General features: G+C 68.4%; 13 protein-coding genes. 9 read left to right on the top strand and 4 right to left on the bottom strand.

The annotated features are described in order from the left end of the window. Position 1 precedes the first annotated feature (1 nt). From NL126_RS06630 to NL126_RS06615, 4 genes are read left to right on the top strand one after another with little or no spacing between them, the layout of a single operon-like run. A complete protein-coding gene (locus NL126_RS06630; RefSeq protein WP_255198139.1) occupies positions 2-478 on the top strand; it encodes a DUF7552 domain-containing protein in 477 nt (158 codons plus the stop codon). Further along, positions 475-1,386 carry an FAD-dependent oxidoreductase gene (locus NL126_RS06625; RefSeq protein WP_255198138.1) on the top strand — a complete coding sequence of 304 codons (912 nt, stop codon included), beginning with the start codon at positions 475-477 and terminating at the stop codon, positions 1,384-1,386. Before NL126_RS06630 ends, NL126_RS06625 begins: the two co-directional genes overlap by 4 nt. Next, positions 1,376-2,512, top strand: a complete 1,137-nt coding sequence (locus NL126_RS06620) for a FecCD family ABC transporter permease (protein ID WP_255198137.1) — start codon at positions 1,376-1,378, stop codon at positions 2,510-2,512. Before NL126_RS06625 ends, NL126_RS06620 begins: the two co-directional genes overlap by 11 nt. Further along, positions 2,509-3,360 carry an ABC transporter ATP-binding protein gene (locus NL126_RS06615; protein ID WP_255198136.1) on the top strand — a complete coding sequence of 284 codons (852 nt, stop codon included), beginning with the start codon at positions 2,509-2,511 and terminating at the stop codon, positions 3,358-3,360. Before NL126_RS06620 ends, NL126_RS06615 begins: the two co-directional genes overlap by 4 nt. Here NL126_RS06615 and NL126_RS06610 read toward each other — a convergent pair whose 3' ends face one another. Further along, positions 3,361-4,836 carry an Abi-alpha family protein gene (locus tag NL126_RS06610; RefSeq protein WP_255198135.1) on the bottom strand — a complete coding sequence of 492 codons (1,476 nt, stop codon included), beginning with the start codon at positions 4,834-4,836 and terminating at the stop codon, positions 3,361-3,363. After that, the gene (locus NL126_RS06605) at positions 4,833-6,113 is read right to left on the bottom strand and encodes a DUF445 domain-containing protein (protein ID WP_255198134.1); all 1,281 of its coding nucleotides are present in this window, start codon (positions 6,111-6,113) and stop codon (positions 4,833-4,835) included. The genes NL126_RS06610 and NL126_RS06605 overlap by 4 nt, the downstream gene beginning before the upstream one ends. Positions 6,114-6,462: 349 nt before the next feature. On the opposite strand from NL126_RS06605, the gene NL126_RS06600 reads away from it, so the two are divergent. The 3 genes from NL126_RS06600 (at position 6,463) to NL126_RS06590 (ending at position 9,443) form a co-directional block, all read left to right on the top strand. Beyond that, positions 6,463-6,768, top strand: a complete 306-nt coding sequence (locus tag NL126_RS06600) for an AbrB/MazE/SpoVT family DNA-binding domain-containing protein (protein WP_255198133.1) — start codon at positions 6,463-6,465, stop codon at positions 6,766-6,768. Further along, positions 6,761-7,420 (top strand): hypothetical protein, encoded by a 660-nt coding sequence (locus NL126_RS06595; RefSeq protein ID WP_255198132.1) that lies wholly within the window; start codon positions 6,761-6,763, stop codon positions 7,418-7,420. Before NL126_RS06600 ends, NL126_RS06595 begins: the two co-directional genes overlap by 8 nt. Positions 7,421-7,550: 130 nt before the next feature. Next, positions 7,551-9,443, top strand: a complete 1,893-nt coding sequence (locus NL126_RS06590) for an ABC transporter ATP-binding protein (RefSeq protein WP_255198131.1) — start codon at positions 7,551-7,553, stop codon at positions 9,441-9,443. Here NL126_RS06590 and NL126_RS06585 read toward each other — a convergent pair. Beyond that, a complete protein-coding gene (locus NL126_RS06585; protein ID WP_255198130.1) occupies positions 9,440-9,889 on the bottom strand; it encodes a TIGR00725 family protein in 450 nt (149 codons plus the stop codon). The two genes, NL126_RS06590 and NL126_RS06585, sit on opposite strands and share 4 nt — an antisense overlap. A 286-nt stretch (positions 9,890-10,175) precedes the next feature. Here NL126_RS06585 and NL126_RS06580 point away from each other — a divergent pair, with 286 nt between their 5' ends. After that, positions 10,176-12,692, top strand: coding sequence for a DEAD/DEAH box helicase (locus NL126_RS06580; protein WP_255198129.1), 2,517 nt, complete (start codon positions 10,176-10,178; stop codon positions 12,690-12,692). On the opposite strand, the gene NL126_RS06575 is transcribed toward NL126_RS06580, so the two are convergent. Beyond that, on the bottom strand, positions 12,689-13,300 hold the full coding sequence (locus NL126_RS06575) for an Sjogren's syndrome/scleroderma autoantigen 1 family protein (protein WP_255198128.1): 612 nt from the start codon (positions 13,298-13,300) through the stop codon (positions 12,689-12,691). The genes NL126_RS06580 and NL126_RS06575 overlap by 4 nt on opposite strands. Positions 13,301-13,489: 189 nt before the next feature. Between NL126_RS06575 and NL126_RS06570 the strand changes: the two genes are divergently transcribed. Further along, complete coding sequence (locus NL126_RS06570) at positions 13,490-14,230, top strand: beta-ketoacyl-ACP reductase (protein ID WP_255198127.1); 741 nt, start codon at positions 13,490-13,492, stop codon at positions 14,228-14,230. Positions 14,231-14,240 lie beyond the last annotated feature (10 nt).

The raw sequence follows: 14,240 nt of genomic DNA, 5'->3' as shown, positions 1-14,240 counted from the left end.
GATGGCCGCCGGGAGCGACACGTACGAGTCCGCGCTCCTCGACGCCCGCGAGCGGGTGGAGGCGTTGGCGAGCGACGGCGGGGCGTTCGCCGTCGCCTGCGCCGATACCGGCGCCCAGCCACCGCCGGTGTCCGAGGCGACGTTCGACAGCTACGAGGCGGCCGAACGTGCCCGCGACGCTGCCGTCGAGTACCGCGTCGCCCTCCGGAAGCTCGACCCGTCGCTTCCCGACCATGACCTCACCGTCTGTGAGTGGACCGACACGGCCGTCGAGTTCGCTAGCGTCCGCGAGACCACGGGCGACCGCCGCGCGAACGGTCTCCCCCGGGCGACGCGGGCCGTGACGCTCAGCGGCGAGGGCTGCGACGAGTGGCTCCGCGTCGAGAACGCGCCGGTCGTCGACTTCGTCGGCCCCGACGCGTTGCTGGACGACGAAGTGGTCGAACGGCAGCTGCAGGCGATGCGGCGGCACTCGTGACCGTCGACCACGACGCCGTCGTCGTTGGCGGGGGGCCGGCGGGCTGTGGGGCGGCCGTCTTCCTCGCACGCTACGGCCTCGACACGCTGGTGTTCGACCGCGGCGCGGCCGCGCTCCCGCGGGCCGCGTTCGTCGAGAACTATCCGGGATTCCCCGGAGGCATCGACCCCGAGACGCTCCGGGCGCTGTTCCACGACCACCTCGACGCGGCCGGCGCGACGCTTGTCGCCGAGACCGTCGAGGCGGTCGAGCACGAAGGAGGAACGTTTCGGGTCGAGAGCGCGGACGGGACGGTCACCGCCGACTACGTCGTCGCGGCCGCGTGGTACGACGGCTCGTACCTCCGGCCCGTCACCGGTGACGAGGCGTTCGAGGAACACGAGCACCACGGCGAGTCACACGAACGGTTCGCGCCGTCGTACCCCGACGCCGACGGCCGCACCGAAGTCGACGGGCTGTACGTCGCCGCGCACAACGACGACCGGAACGCACAGGCGGTCATCTCGGCCGGGCAGGGCGCCCACGTCGCCCGCTGTCTGCTGGCGGACCACCGCCGCGACGAGGGGTTCACCGGGGGCGTCGCGCCCCACTACGACTGGCTCCGTCCCGAGAGCGAACTGACCGGCGAGTGGGCCGAACGCGACCGCTGGCGCAAGTGGTTCGCCAACGAGGCGGGAGACCACGACCTCTCCGACGAGCGGTTCACCGAGTTGCGTGAGCGGTACATCGACCGCGCGTTCGAGACGGTGCGCACCGACGAGGCGGTCGAGCGCCTTCGCGAACGGGGCCACCGACGGCTCGCCGAGCACCTCGACCACGAGGCGATGCTCGACGCCATCGACGACGCGACCATCCGGGCGTACGTCGACGCCCTCGACGGCGGCGTGGAGGCTCTCGATGGCGACTGAGACGCGATGGCGAGTCGAGCGGTTCGACTGGCTCGACACCACGCTCGTCGGGTTCTGTGCCGCGTCGCTCGTCGCGACTCTCCTCGCCGCACTGGTCCAGGTGAGCTTCGGGACGTTCTCGATGACGCTCGCGCAGGCGTGGCGAGCCGTGTTCGACCCCGTCGTCTGGACGAACCCGAACGTTCTGGCCACGCTGCTGCTGGGCGACGGCCTCGCTGCCTCGCTCGGATTCACGACCGAGTACGACCTCTCGAAGGCGACGCTCGTCGTCTGGACGATTCGGATGCCGCGCGTGCTGGTGGCAGGGTTCGTCGGCCTGAACCTCGCGCTCTCGGGAGCCATCTTCCAGGCCGTGACGAAGAACGAACTCGCGAGCCCCTTCATCCTCGGCGTCTCGTCGGGCGCGGGGTTCGCCATCCTGCTCACGCTCGTCGTGTTCCCGGCGTTCGCCTTTCTCCTCCCAATCACCGCGGCCGTCGGAGGAACCCTCGCGTTCCTCGTCGTCTACGCCATCGCGTGGAAGGGCGGCACCTCTCCCGTCCGACTGGTGCTCGCCGGCGTCATCGTCGGCACGGTCCTCAACTCCCTGCAGACCTCGCTGTTCTTCTTCGCGGGCGACGTGGGCACCGTCCAGCAGGCCGTCGCGTGGACGACCGGCTCGCTGACGGGCGTCGACTGGGAGCAGGTCCGGCTGGTGCTCCCGTGGACGCTCCTCGTGGTGCCCGCCGCGGCGCTCGGCGCCCGCCAGCTCAACGTCCTCCTGCTGGGTGAGTCGACTGCCAGCAGCCTCGGGATGCGCGTCGAGCGCACCCGCTTTCTGCTCTCGGCAGTCGGCATCGTCGCCGCTGCCGCGTCGGTCGCGGTCGCGGGCATCGTCGGCTTCGTGGGCCTCATCGTCCCGCACGCCGTGCGCACGGTCGTCGGCAGCGACCACAAGCGGCTGCTCGTTGGCTGTGCGTTCGCGGGCCCGACGCTGCTCGTGATCTCGGACCTCGGCGCCCGGCTGTTCTTCGAAGTGGTCTTCGGGTCGCCCACGCAGATTCCCGTCGGCATCGTCACGGGGCTCGTCGGCGGTCCGTACTTCCTGTATCTGATGCGCAAGCGACAGCAACTGGGTGAACTATGAGCCGCGGCGAGACGCGAGACCGGGACGACGCCCCAGCCGCGGACGCCGACGCGGGTGCCGCACCCGAATCGGGTCCCGCCCTCGTCGGTGACAGGCTGGAAGTCGGCTACCCAGCCACCGACGAGCCGGTCGTCGAGTGCCAGCACGTTCTGCTTCCCGCAGGTGACGTGACGGCGCTCGTCGGCCCCAACGGCTCGGGGAAGTCGACGCTGCTGAAGGCGCTCGCCGGCCAGCTCGAACCCTGGTCGGGGAGCGTCGAACTCGGCGGCGAGGACGTCTACGGGATGGCGAAGAAGCCGCTCGCCCGTCGGCTGGGACTGCTCTCGCAGGAACACGACTCGCCGGGGTCCACGACCGTCGAGGACCTGGTTCGCCACGGTCGCTATCCCCATCGGGGCTTCCTCGACCCCCTCGGCGAGGACGACCACGCGGCGGTCGACCGCGCCATCGACCTCGCGGGGGTCGACCACCTCCGCGAGGTCGAGGTCGGGAACCTCTCTGGCGGGCAGAAACAGCTCGCGTGGATCGCGATGACGCTCGCACAGGAGCCCGACGTGCTCCTGTTGGACGAGCCGACGACGTTCCTCGATTTACGACACCAGCTCGGCGTGCTGGAGACGGTTCGGGAACTCAACCGCGAGCACGGTGTGACGGTCAGCGTCGTCCTCCACGACATCGCGCAGGCCGCGCGGTTCGCGGACAACCTCGTCGCGCTCAAGGACGGAACGCCGTACGACTGGGGCCCGCCGAACGACGTCGTCACCGAAGAACTGCTCGCCGAGGTATTCGGAGTCGACGCGACCGTCCGGGAGGGCCCCGAGGTCGTCCCGCACCGGCCGCTCGACTGACTACGCCTCGCCCACGTCGCCGAGCGCGGCCGTCGCACCGTCGACGACGTCGAGCTCGAGCGCCACGCGGCAGAACTCCGCGCCGAACGGCGTGAGGTGGATGCTCCGCCGGTCGAACTTCTCTCGGGTGACGCCCTCCAGCGCGCGCTCGACGTTCGGCTGCGCTTCGAGCACGCGGTAGCGTTCGAGGTCGTCGACGGGGTCCTCGGCGAACCAGACGAGCCCCAGCCGTTCGAGGTTGTGGAGGTACGCGGGCTCGCGCTCGTCGTGTCGGCAGCCGGCTTTGGCCGCGAGCATCGTGAGGTGGCGGGCGACGACCGTCGAGCCGAGCGGGAGCCAGCCGAGGTCGAGGACGTCGACCATCGGCTGTGGCCCCTCGGTCGCGAGCAGCCGGAGGATGCGCCCCTCGTCGGGGGCGAGCTGCTCGACCACGTGGTCGTGTGCCGGGTGGTACGAGTCCTCGTAGTCGAGGTCGGCCGACTGTTCGAGCAGCGCCTCACCGCGCTCGCGGAGCGTCCGGTCGTCCTCGTCGTCGTCGCGGCGCCGCGTCCGTTTCTGGGGGTCGACGCCGGTGTCGACGCCCAGCCGCTCCAGCTCCGAGAGGGCGATGTCGCGGCTGTCGTCCAGGAGCTCTGCGGGCGAGCGAGCGGTCGCCGCGGCCCGCGCGAGCTCCGTCCCGACGCGGACGCTCGACTGCCCGGAGTTCAGCGTCGCGTTCTGCGTGACCGTGGCGACCAGCCGCGCCAGCCGGTAGGGGTCGACGCTCTCTTCGCCGCTGGTGAACGCCCTGGCGGCGTCGCCCGCGCCGCCGCCGAGCAGGTCGTCGAGCCCCAGTCGTTCGAGGAAGCGGAACACGTCGGTGTTCCGGCGGTCGGCGTCGACGCCGGCGGCGTCGAAGACGTCGAGCGCGCGTCGAGCGTCGTCGGCGGAGGCGGCGTCCACGAGGACGGCCTCCCACAGCGAGAGCATCCGGTCGAGCTCCGCGCTGTCGATGCTCGCTGGCTCGACGATGGCGCGCTCCAGCGCCACCAGCAGGGTGTCGAGCGATTCGTCGTCCAGCCGGTCCGGGCCGGTGAACGCCGCCTCCAGAATCGAGAACAGCCGCTCGACCTCACGGCGCCCGAGGTTGCGAGCCACGTCGTCGACGTCCGCCGGGTCGAACGCCTCACCGTCGTCGTCCGCCCGACGCCCCTGGCGGTTGCGTTCCCGTTCCGCCCGTCGCTTGCGTCGTCGTTCACGGCGTCGGCCGCGCCGGTCGTCGGCGCTGTCGTCGGTCGGCCCGGCCGCGTCGGCGGTCTCGTCTGTGGCGTCACCCTCGTCGGTCGGTTCGCCTGCAGCGACGCTCGGTTCGTCGACGGGCGGGTCGCCGTCCTCAGGGTCCTCGTTGTTCGCTGTGGCGTCGGGCTGTCGGTCGACCGCTTCGTCGGTGTCGGGTCCGGGGTCGTTCGCGCCCGGGTTCGCGGCGTCGTCGCTCATACGGCGGTCACCACCAGGAGCTGTATCCAGCCGGCGACGAACCCGAGGACGGCACCGATGAAGATGAGCAGCCACTCGTCCTCCTTGAACGCCTGCCGGAGCATCTCGGCGTAGTCCGCGGGCGGGAGCACGCGCATGCGCTCGTAGAGCATCTCCTGGAGGACCGCGTTCCGCTCGCGGTTGAGCTCGGGGTCCTGGAGCGGTTCGAAGGCGTACTCGACGCCCTCGGTGGCGACGCCCTCGCGGATGGCCTCGTACTCGTCGGGGCCGGTCGCCACGCGGACGGCGGGGCCGACCATACCGAGTGCGTCGTCCACCGAGGGCTTGAGCGCGTCGCGGATGAGCTGACGGGTGCGGTCGGACTGCCGGCCGTAGAGGAGGTTCTCGGCGATGTTCGACAGCGTGAGGATCTCCTCGGCGACGATGGAGGTGTACGCCTGTGAGGCCTCGTCCTGCCGCTTGATGAACAGCCCCTGGAGGGTGAAGGGGCCGAACTTTCGAGGCTCGTACGGGAGGAAGATGACCTTGATGGCGATGTAGTTGGTGATGTAGCCGACCGCGATCCCGCAGACGGGCAGCACCCACCAGCGGTCGATGAAGAGGAACAGCGGGATGGAGAGCGCCCCGAGCAGCGTCCCGATGTAGAACCCGGAGTTGATGATGAAGTTCAGCTCCTTGTCGCCGACCTCCATGAACACGCGGTTGACGAGTTCGGGTTCGCGCTCGAACTGGTCGACGACCATCATCTTCACGTCGAGCAGGTCGTCGATGTGCTCGCCGATAGTCGTGGCGATGTCGTCGACGACCCGCGGGAGCTGGTCGTCGATGCGGGCGTGGACGGCGTTGCGGACTGCAGGCGGCGCGTCGGCCCACAGCTGCGGGTGTTCACGCCGGATGACCTCCTCGACGAGCGCGTGCATCTCGTCGCCCGACTCCGCGACGATGTGCTCGGCGATGCGGTCGGGGTCGAGCTGCTGGTAGAACTCCTGTTGGCTGCCGAGCTTGGAGATGCCCTTGTCGACGGCGAGACTCCCCATCTTCTGCGCGCGCGAGGGGATGATGCCCTGCCAGCCGAGCCGCCCGGACATCACGCCGGGGATCTGCTGGATACGCCCCGGGAGTTTGGGGACGAGTCGCTTCAGCCCCGGTACGTCGACTCCCACGAACTCGATGGGATAGAAGAGGAGCCGGATCCCGACCCAGTTGGTGATGTAGCCGATTATCCCCGTGATGAGGGGGATGAGAAGCAGACTCCAGTCGAGTGGCGGGAGGTTCATTGCGAGTCGTTCGGCCTGAGTGGGTGGTCGCTGTGCCGCAGACACCCGCGTCCTGCGAGCATCCAGATAGCGAGCCACCTTTAGCTTGTCTGCCGAGACGCCGTCTAGTCAGTTAAGTTGCCTGTCTGGCCCCGACGACCGCTCGGGGTGTCGTTCTCCCGGCAATGTGAGGCAACTAGCCCATGGGGGTAGAGCGCCTACGTGTACGTGAACGAGGCGCCGAGCCGTACGGCCCCGTGCCATCTGTACCCATTCTACCCTACTGAAACCACTCGCTGGCATTGAGTGGTTCTGAGTGGTTATCAAGGGCAAAGGTTAAGTTCTCGTCGGACGATTGGTCAGATAGGCGATGTCAGACGAGACCACCACGCCGCCGGGACTCGCGGGCCTACTGGCCCGCAGCGTCCACGAAGCCGGCGAACAGGCGATCGACGGCCCCCAACGGGCCGTCGGGACGCTGTTCGGCGGCCTCCAGCCATCGAGTGTCGGCACCCAACTCGGGTGCCTGACCGAGCTGGGGACGTTCAAGACCCGGGTCCAGAGCGGTGGTCGCGTTACCATCCCCGACGCCGAGCGCGACGCGCTGGGCATCGAGGAGGGAGACATCGTTCAAACCGTCGTCGTCAAAATCGACGACAGTGATTCCCATGAGTGACCGCACTTCCCCCATCAGCACGGTATTCGAACTGCAGCGAAAGACCATCGAGCAGAGCCAGGACCTCTTCGAGCGTTCCCTCGACGTCCCCCGGACGATGACCGAGACGGTCGCCAACGGCGTCGGCACCCAGCGCAAGGCGCAGGAGCGGACCATCGAACTCGGCCGCACGTCCATCATGACGGTGCTCGACTCCGTCGAGCCCGCCTCGCCGGCCGGTGGCGAGGAGACGCTCGACGACCTCCGTAACGCGGTTGACGACGCGTTCGACACGCTCCTCGAACAGCAGGACGAGGCGTACGACGCCGTCGACGAGCAGTTCGACGAGGGGCTCGAGCAGTACGACGAGATCAGCGAGGAGAGCCTCGAGGCGCTCAACGACCAGATCGAGACCCTGCTCGACGCCAACGAGGACCTCGAGGGCCAGACCGTCGACGCCTTCGAACAGGTGCTCGACCAGCTGGAGAAGCTCCAGGACCAGCTCGAAGAGCAGAGCGAGGAGTTCCAGAACCGCTTCGAGGAGCAGCTCGAGCGCTTCCAGAACCAGCTCGGAGAGCAGGCTGACCACTTCCAGAACCTGCAGGGCCGTGTCGAGGACGTCCAGTCCGAGGCCGTCGACGTCGCCGTCAGCGGCGACGAAGACGAGGAGTAACGACGCCGCTCCAGTTCCCCTGTCCTACATATTCTACCCTTCTTCCGTTTTTCACCCCGCCCAGCGACGGCTGTCCGTAGCGTCGCCACGATGAGCAACCCCTTTCCACGGCGGACGCCTTGCTCCACTGATGAGTGCCGAGGAGAGCGTCTTCGACCGCTATCGCGCCGACGTCGACCGGCCGATGCGCCGCCTCTTTGCCGCCTACGGTGAGCCGCGATACGGCTGGTTCGCCGTCGGCGTCCTCGCGAACCTCCTCGCGCAGTTCGCGTCGCTCGTTCCACCGGTGGTGCTCGGCGCGGCCGTCAACGAACTCACCGGTGACGGCTACGGCCTGCCGCTCGTTCCGGCGGGATGGCTCCCGGCCACGGACGCCGGCGCGTTCGGGCTCTCGGTCGGCCTCATCGCGGCCGCGTTCGTCGCGACCGCCGCCTTCACGTGGGTGTACGGCGTCGCGGCCAACGAGTTCGCCCACGGCGTGATGCACGCCGTCCGCGTCGACTGCTTCGAGAAGCTGAGCCGGCTCGACATGTCCTTCTTCGACGACAAGCAGACCGGCGAGGTGATGTCGATCCTCTCCTCGGACACCGAGAACCTCGAGATGTTCCTCGACAACGCGCTCACGAACTCCGTCCGACTGGGCGCGATGCTGCTGGGCATCGGTGTCGTTCTGTTCCTCGAGAACCCGTATCTCGCGGCCGTCACGCTCGTGGTCGCGCCCGTGATGGTCGCGTTCACCTACTGGTTCATGCAGCGAGCCGAACCGCTGTACGCCGCTCGGCGTCGCTCGGTCGGCCAACTCAACACCCGGCTGGAGAACGCCATCGCGGGCGTCGAGCTGACGAAGACCACCGCGAGCGAGCCGTACGAGGTCGGGCGGGTCCGCGGGGCCTCGAAACGGCTGTTCGACGACAAGATGGCGATGCTCCGGCTCGCGTACTTCTACCGGCCGGGGATGGAACTGCTCGCCGGCGTCTCCTTCACCCTCACGTTCCTCGTCGGCGGCTACTGGCTGTTCGTCGGCACCCCACCGGGTGCCTCGGGCGGCCTCCAGGCCGGGACGTTCGTCACCTTTCTCTTTCTCTCCCAGCGGTTCGCCACGCCCCTGGCGGAGGTCTCCGGCATCGTCGACCAGTACGAGAACGCGAAGGCCTCCTCCGAGCGCGTCTTCGGACTCATGGACATCCCCGTCGCGGTGGCCGACCGCGAGGACGCCGTGGAACTGGACGACGTGACGGGCCACGTCACCTACGACGACGTCTCGTTCGCGTATCAGGACGGCGAGCGGGTCATCGACGGCGTCTCGTTCGAGGCGGCCCCCGGCGAGACCGTCGCGCTCGTCGGCCCGACTGGCGCGGGGAAGTCAACCCTCCTCAAACTCCTCTTGCGGCTGTACGACGTGTCATCGGGCGAGATTCGCGTCGACGGCCACGACCTGCGCGACGTGACGCTCGACTCGCTACGCGAGCACGTCGGCTACGTCGGGCAGGACACCTTCCTGTTCGACGGCACCATCGCCGAGAACATCCGGTACGGCGACTTCGACGCCTCGATGGACGCGGTCGTCGACGCCGCGAAAGCCGCCGAAGCCCACGAGTTCATCGCTGACCTCCCGGACGGCTACGACACCCGCGTCGGCGAGCGCGGCGTGAAGCTCTCGGGCGGGCAGCGCCAGCGCGTCGCCATCGCCCGCGTCGTCCTGCAGGACCCCGAGATACTCGTCCTCGACGAGGCGACCTCGGCGGTCGACACCGAGACGGAGTATCTCATCCAGCGGTCGCTCGACGCGCTCGCCGAGGAGAGAACGACGTTCGCCATCGCTCACCGGCTCTCGACCGTGAAGGGTGCCGACGAGATTCTCGTCGTCGAGGACGGCCGCGTCACCGAGCGGGGCAGCCACGCCGAACTGCTCGACGCGGGCGGGCTGTACGCCGACCTCTGGGCCGTGCAGGCCGGCGACCTCGACTCGCTCCCCGAGGGGTTCAGAGAGCGCGTCGCCGTCCGGCCGGACGGGGACGACTAGGCTCGTCGCTCCACGCTCTCGATTGCCTCGGCGATGCTCTCGCAGGCCTCGAATCCCGCGAACTCGGTGAGGTCGTGCGTATCGAGTCCCGCCACGGGCTTGTCGGCGTCTAAGGCGTGGCCTAGTTCCGAGAGCGTGCCCGTCCCGCCGTCGACGGCGACGATGGCGTCGCCGTTGAGCACCACGAGCACGTTCCGGGCATTGCCGAGTCCCGTCGCGATGGGGATCGTGACGTAGGCGTTCCCCTCGGTCGGGTCGGTGCCCTTGAGGATGCCGACGGTGTGGCCACCCTCCTCCGTCGCGCCACGGCAGACCGCCTCCATCACGCCGCCGTATCCCCCACAGACGACCGTGTGGCCACGCTCGGCCAGCCGCTGGCCCAGCCGTCGGGCCCGCTCGTACGTCGCTTCGTCGACCTCGCCGCCGCCGATGACCGAGACGCGCATACCCTCTGGTGAAGCCACCGGCACAAGAAGCCGGCCACCGGTACACGAAGTCACCACACTTTTTTCGGTGGGGTGACTGGCCCGGGGTATGACGCTGTTCGAGTGGGCCGTCGCCGCGGTCGCGCTGCTGGTCGTCGCGTGGCTCGTCGCCTCGCTCGTCCGCCAGCGGGCGGACACCTCGGCCTCGCGATAATCCCGTCGGCAGCCGACCGCTCTCCATCGGTCACCGACCACTTTCACCCCGCCACACGAACCCTTATCCGGGACAGCGAGGTACAGTCGGGCAATGGCGGCCTCCGACGCGGTCGAGTACGTCGACGGACCCCTGCTCGCCAAGGGGTTCCTCGAGCGTCGCGAGTACCAGACGACGCTCGCCGACGCCGCGAAACGCGCCCACACGCTGGTCTGTCTCCCCACGGGACTGGGGAAGACGACCGTCTCCTGTCTCGTCACGGCCCACCGACTCGCCGAGTACGGCGGCAAGTCGCTGATGCTCGCGCCCACGAAACCGCTCGTCCAGCAGCACGCCGAGTTCTACCGCGAGGCCCTGGAGATCGCGGACGACGACATCGTCGTCTTCACCGGCGACGTGCGCCCGGACGACCGCGCCGACCTCTGGCAGTCGGCGCGCATCATCATGGCGACGCCGCAGGTCGTGGAGAACGATTTGGTGGGGAACCGCGTCTCGCTCGCGCCGGTCACGCACATCACGTTCGACGAGTGTCACCGCGCGACCGGCGACTACGCGTACAACTACATCGCCGACCGCTACCACCAGGACGCGGACCGCCCGCTCGTGACCGGGATGTCCGCGAGTCCCGGCGGCGACAAGGAGGAGATCCTCGTCGTCTGTGAGAACCTCGGACTCACCGAGGTGGAGGTGATGACCGAGGACGACGCCGACGTGGCCGAGCACACCTATCGAACCGACGTGGACTGGCAGCACGTCGACCTCCCCGAGAGCGTCATCCAGATCCGCGACGCGCTCAACGAGGTCATCACCGAGCGGCTGGAGAAGCTGAAGCAGCTGGGCGTGACGCGCTCGACGGACCCGAACATGAGCCAGCGGCAGCTGAACAAGATGCGCGCCCAGCTCCAGCGGCTCATGAACAACGATCAGTCGGAGGGCTACCAGGGGATGAGCGCGCACGCCGAGATCATGAAGCTGCGGCGCGCCACGGAGCTGGTCGAGACGCAGTCGGTCGAGTCCCTTCGCAGATATTTCGAGCGCCAGCGCCAGCAGGCACGTTCCTCTGGGGCGTCCAAGGCGTCCCAGCGGTTCGTCTCCGAGCCGAAGGTGAAGGAGGCGATGCGACTGGCCGAGAACTTCGACGACCTCCACCCGAAGTTCCGAAAGACGCGCATCCTGCTCGCCGAGACGTTCGGGCTCGAAGGCGGCTCCCGGGCCATCGTGTTCACCGAGTCCCGTGACACGGCGGAGACGCTCACCGAGTTCCTCGGCGAGCACTTCGAGACGCAGCGGTTCGTCGGACAGGGCGACAAGGAAGGGTCGGATGGAATGACCCAGAAACAGCAGAAGGAGACGCTCGACAGATTTCGGGCCGGCGAGTTCGAGGTCCTGGTGTCGACCTCCGTGGCGGAGGAGGGGCTGGACGTGCCGGACGTCGACCTCGTGCTGTTCTACGAACCCGTCCCGAAGGGCATCCGCTCCATCCAGCGGAAGGGCCGGACGGGCCGCGCCTCCGAAGGAAAGGTCGTGGTGCTCATCGCCAACGACACCCGCGACGAGGCGTTCTTCTGGATGTCCCGAAACGAGGAGAAGCGGATGGAGGAGGAGCTCCGGAAGCTGAAGGGGCTGGCTGGCGAGGTCGAGGCCCAGTTGAGCCAGGAGTCGCTCGACAAGTTCAGCGAGCCCGGAGTTCGGGAGGCCGAGCGGAGCGAGGCCTCCGAACGGGTGAGCGGCGAAGCCGCGAGCCGCGACGAGGCGCAGACCGGGACCGAATCGGGGTCCGACGCGACTGCCGCCGCCACCAACGGCGGCCAGTCCGGGCTCGACTCCTTCGCGTCGGGCGATGCCGAGGAGGACGAGACAGACGAGGAAGCCGACGCGCCCGACCCGCCTGAAGACCTCGACGACGAAGACGACTCCGAGGCGGGAATCGTCGCCACGGCCGGAACGGACGACGACACCGTCGAAATCGTCGCGGACCAGCGGGAACTCGACTCGCACATCGCCCGTGACCTCTCCACCCGAGAGGGCATCACGACCCGGCTCGAAACCCTCGACGTCGGCGACTACGTGCTCTCCGACCGCGTCGTCGTCGAGCGCAAGAGCGTGAGCGACTTCCTCGACACCCTCCTTGGAGAGGACCGTTCGATGTTCGAGCAGGTGAAGGACGCGACCCGGAACTACGCGCGCCCGGTCGTCATCATCGAGGGCGAGGACCTCTACGGCGAGCGGAACGTCCACCCGAACGCGATTCGGGGGGCCATCTCTTCGCTCGCCGTCGACTTCGGCGCGAGTGTCCTCTTCACGAAGGACGCCCAGGACACCGCCGACCTCCTCGAAGTCATCGCCCGCCGCGAGCAGGAGGACGACGACCGCGAGGTGCGCGTCCATGGGAAGAAGTCACAGCGCACGCTCGAAGAGCAGCAGGAGTACGTGGTGTCGAGTATCGGTGAAGTGGGGCCGGTGACGGCTCGCGCCCTCCTCGAACACTTCGGGAGCGTCGAGGCGGTGATGACCGCGAGCGAAGACGAGTTGCTGGCGGTGACGGGGGTCGGGACGGTGACCGCAGAACGGATTCGCGAGGTCGTGAGCGGCGACTACGGGAGCAACTAGCGGCCGACGCGTTCGGCGGCGTCGAGGGCCTCGGCCGCTTCTTTCGCGGCGGCGAGGTACTCTCGTTTCCGCGAGAGGTCCTCGGTCGACTCGGCCTTCTGTGCGAGCGTGGCGAGACTTCGCGTGAGCGACGCACGAGCCACCGACAGCGCGTCGCCGTCTGCGGGTTCGGCGACGGGATTCGTGGTCGGCTGCGGTGCCGGTTGCCGAGTCGTCGGCTCCTCGGCACCGTCGACGGAGGCGGGCTCCGGCGTCGGCTCGGGGGCCTCGCTCGCGGCACGGGCGGCGTCGGTGGGGGCTGCCGTCGGCGCCGGCTGCTCGCCGTGCTGCTGGTCGGCAGTCGGCTCCGCGTGCTGGTCGGGCTGCTGTTGCGACTGCGACTGTTGGGCCTGCTGTGCCTGCTTGCCGGGGCCGTGACACGTCGGACAGAACTCCTGGCCCTCGTGGCGGAAGATGGGGTCGCCACAGGTGTCACAGTGTTTGTTCGTCATCGTCGCGCCCTTCAACAGGAGCTCGGACATCCGCTCTGACTGCTCGCGTTTCTCCTTGTCGCGCTCGAACTGCTCGCGCAGTTTCTCGCGCTCGGCTTCCCGGTCGAAGTCGCTCATGTTCGAGGGCAGGGTTTCGCGGCGCAAAAGAACTGCGCTCGGATGGTGGTCGTGGTGGGTTTCGGACCGGGGTGATAGCGAGCGGGCGTTCGAGGTGCTGTCACCCACGATGCTCCACTGAAGTCCCCCCCAATAGACACGTTCCCTACCGGGGATACCACTATGTCCTCAGCGGTTCATCCCCCGGGTATGCTCTCCGACCAGACCTGCCTCGTGACGGGGGCCTCACGAGGTATCGGGCGTGGCATTGCCGAGGAACTCGGCGCACACGGCGCGAGCGTCGCCGTCAACTACCGCTCCTCGGAGACCGAGGCGTACGAGGTGGTCGACGTCATCGAGGACGCCGGCGGGCAGGCCATCGCCGTGCAGGGGAACGTCGCGGACTACGACGACGTCCACGGGATGTGCGGGCGCATCCACGATGCGTTCGGCCCTGCCGACGTGCTCGTGAACAACGCGGGCATCACTATCGACAAGAAGTTCGAGAACATGACCCGCGACGACTGGGACACGGTGATGGACGTCAACCTCGGCGGCGTGTTCAACTGCACGCACTGTCTGTACGACGACCTGCGACAGTCTGACCAGGGGCGACTCATCAACATCTCGAGCGTCGTGGGCCAGCAGGGCAACTACGGACAGGCGAACTACGCCACCACCAAATCCGGGCTGTTCGGCTTCACCCGGACCATCGCGCTCGAACTCGCCGCGTCGGGCACCACGGCGAACTGCGTCGCGCCGGGGTTCGTGCTGACCGACATGCTGGAGACCGTTCCCGAGCGCGTCAAGGAGAAAATCCTCGACCGCATTCCACTCAATCGGTTCGCGACCGTCGACGACGTCGCCGGACTCGTTCGCTTCCTCGCCAGCGAGGACTCCGGCTACATGACCGGCCAGATCCTCGCAGTCAACGGCGGCATGGAGTGGTAATTTAGTCACC

This window comes from Halorarius litoreus, assembly GCF_024362405.1.
GTDB classification, from domain to species: domain Archaea; phylum Halobacteriota; class Halobacteria; order Halobacteriales; family Haloarculaceae; genus Halorarius; species Halorarius litoreus.
This window is presented reverse-complemented; position numbering and strand designations above follow the sequence as displayed.

Excerpts from the sequence above, each read along its gene's own strand:
- NL126_RS06600 (WP_255198133.1), top strand. The coding sequence starts at position 6,463 with ATGTCAGACGAGACCACCACGCCGCCGGGACTCGCGGGCCTACTGGCC.
- NL126_RS06620 (WP_255198137.1), top strand. The coding sequence starts at position 1,376 with ATGGCGACTGAGACGCGATGGCGAGTCGAGCGGTTCGACTGGCTCGAC.
- NL126_RS06605 (WP_255198134.1), bottom strand. The coding sequence starts at position 6,113 with ATGAACCTCCCGCCACTCGACTGGAGTCTGCTTCTCATCCCCCTCATC.
- NL126_RS06590 (WP_255198131.1), top strand. The coding sequence starts at position 7,551 with ATGAGTGCCGAGGAGAGCGTCTTCGACCGCTATCGCGCCGACGTCGAC.
- NL126_RS06575 (WP_255198128.1), bottom strand. The coding sequence starts at position 13,300 with ATGAGCGACTTCGACCGGGAAGCCGAGCGCGAGAAACTGCGCGAGCAG.
- NL126_RS06585 (WP_255198130.1), bottom strand. The coding sequence starts at position 9,889 with ATGCGCGTCTCGGTCATCGGCGGCGGCGAGGTCGACGAAGCGACGTAC.
- NL126_RS06595 (WP_255198132.1), top strand. The coding sequence starts at position 6,761 with ATGAGTGACCGCACTTCCCCCATCAGCACGGTATTCGAACTGCAGCGA.
- NL126_RS06580 (WP_255198129.1), top strand. The coding sequence starts at position 10,176 with ATGGCGGCCTCCGACGCGGTCGAGTACGTCGACGGACCCCTGCTCGCC.
- NL126_RS06615 (WP_255198136.1), top strand. The coding sequence starts at position 2,509 with ATGAGCCGCGGCGAGACGCGAGACCGGGACGACGCCCCAGCCGCGGAC.
- NL126_RS06570 (WP_255198127.1), top strand. The coding sequence starts at position 13,490 with ATGCTCTCCGACCAGACCTGCCTCGTGACGGGGGCCTCACGAGGTATC.
- NL126_RS06610 (WP_255198135.1), bottom strand. The coding sequence starts at position 4,836 with ATGAGCGACGACGCCGCGAACCCGGGCGCGAACGACCCCGGACCCGAC.
- NL126_RS06630 (WP_255198139.1), top strand. The coding sequence starts at position 2 with ATGGCCGCCGGGAGCGACACGTACGAGTCCGCGCTCCTCGACGCCCGC.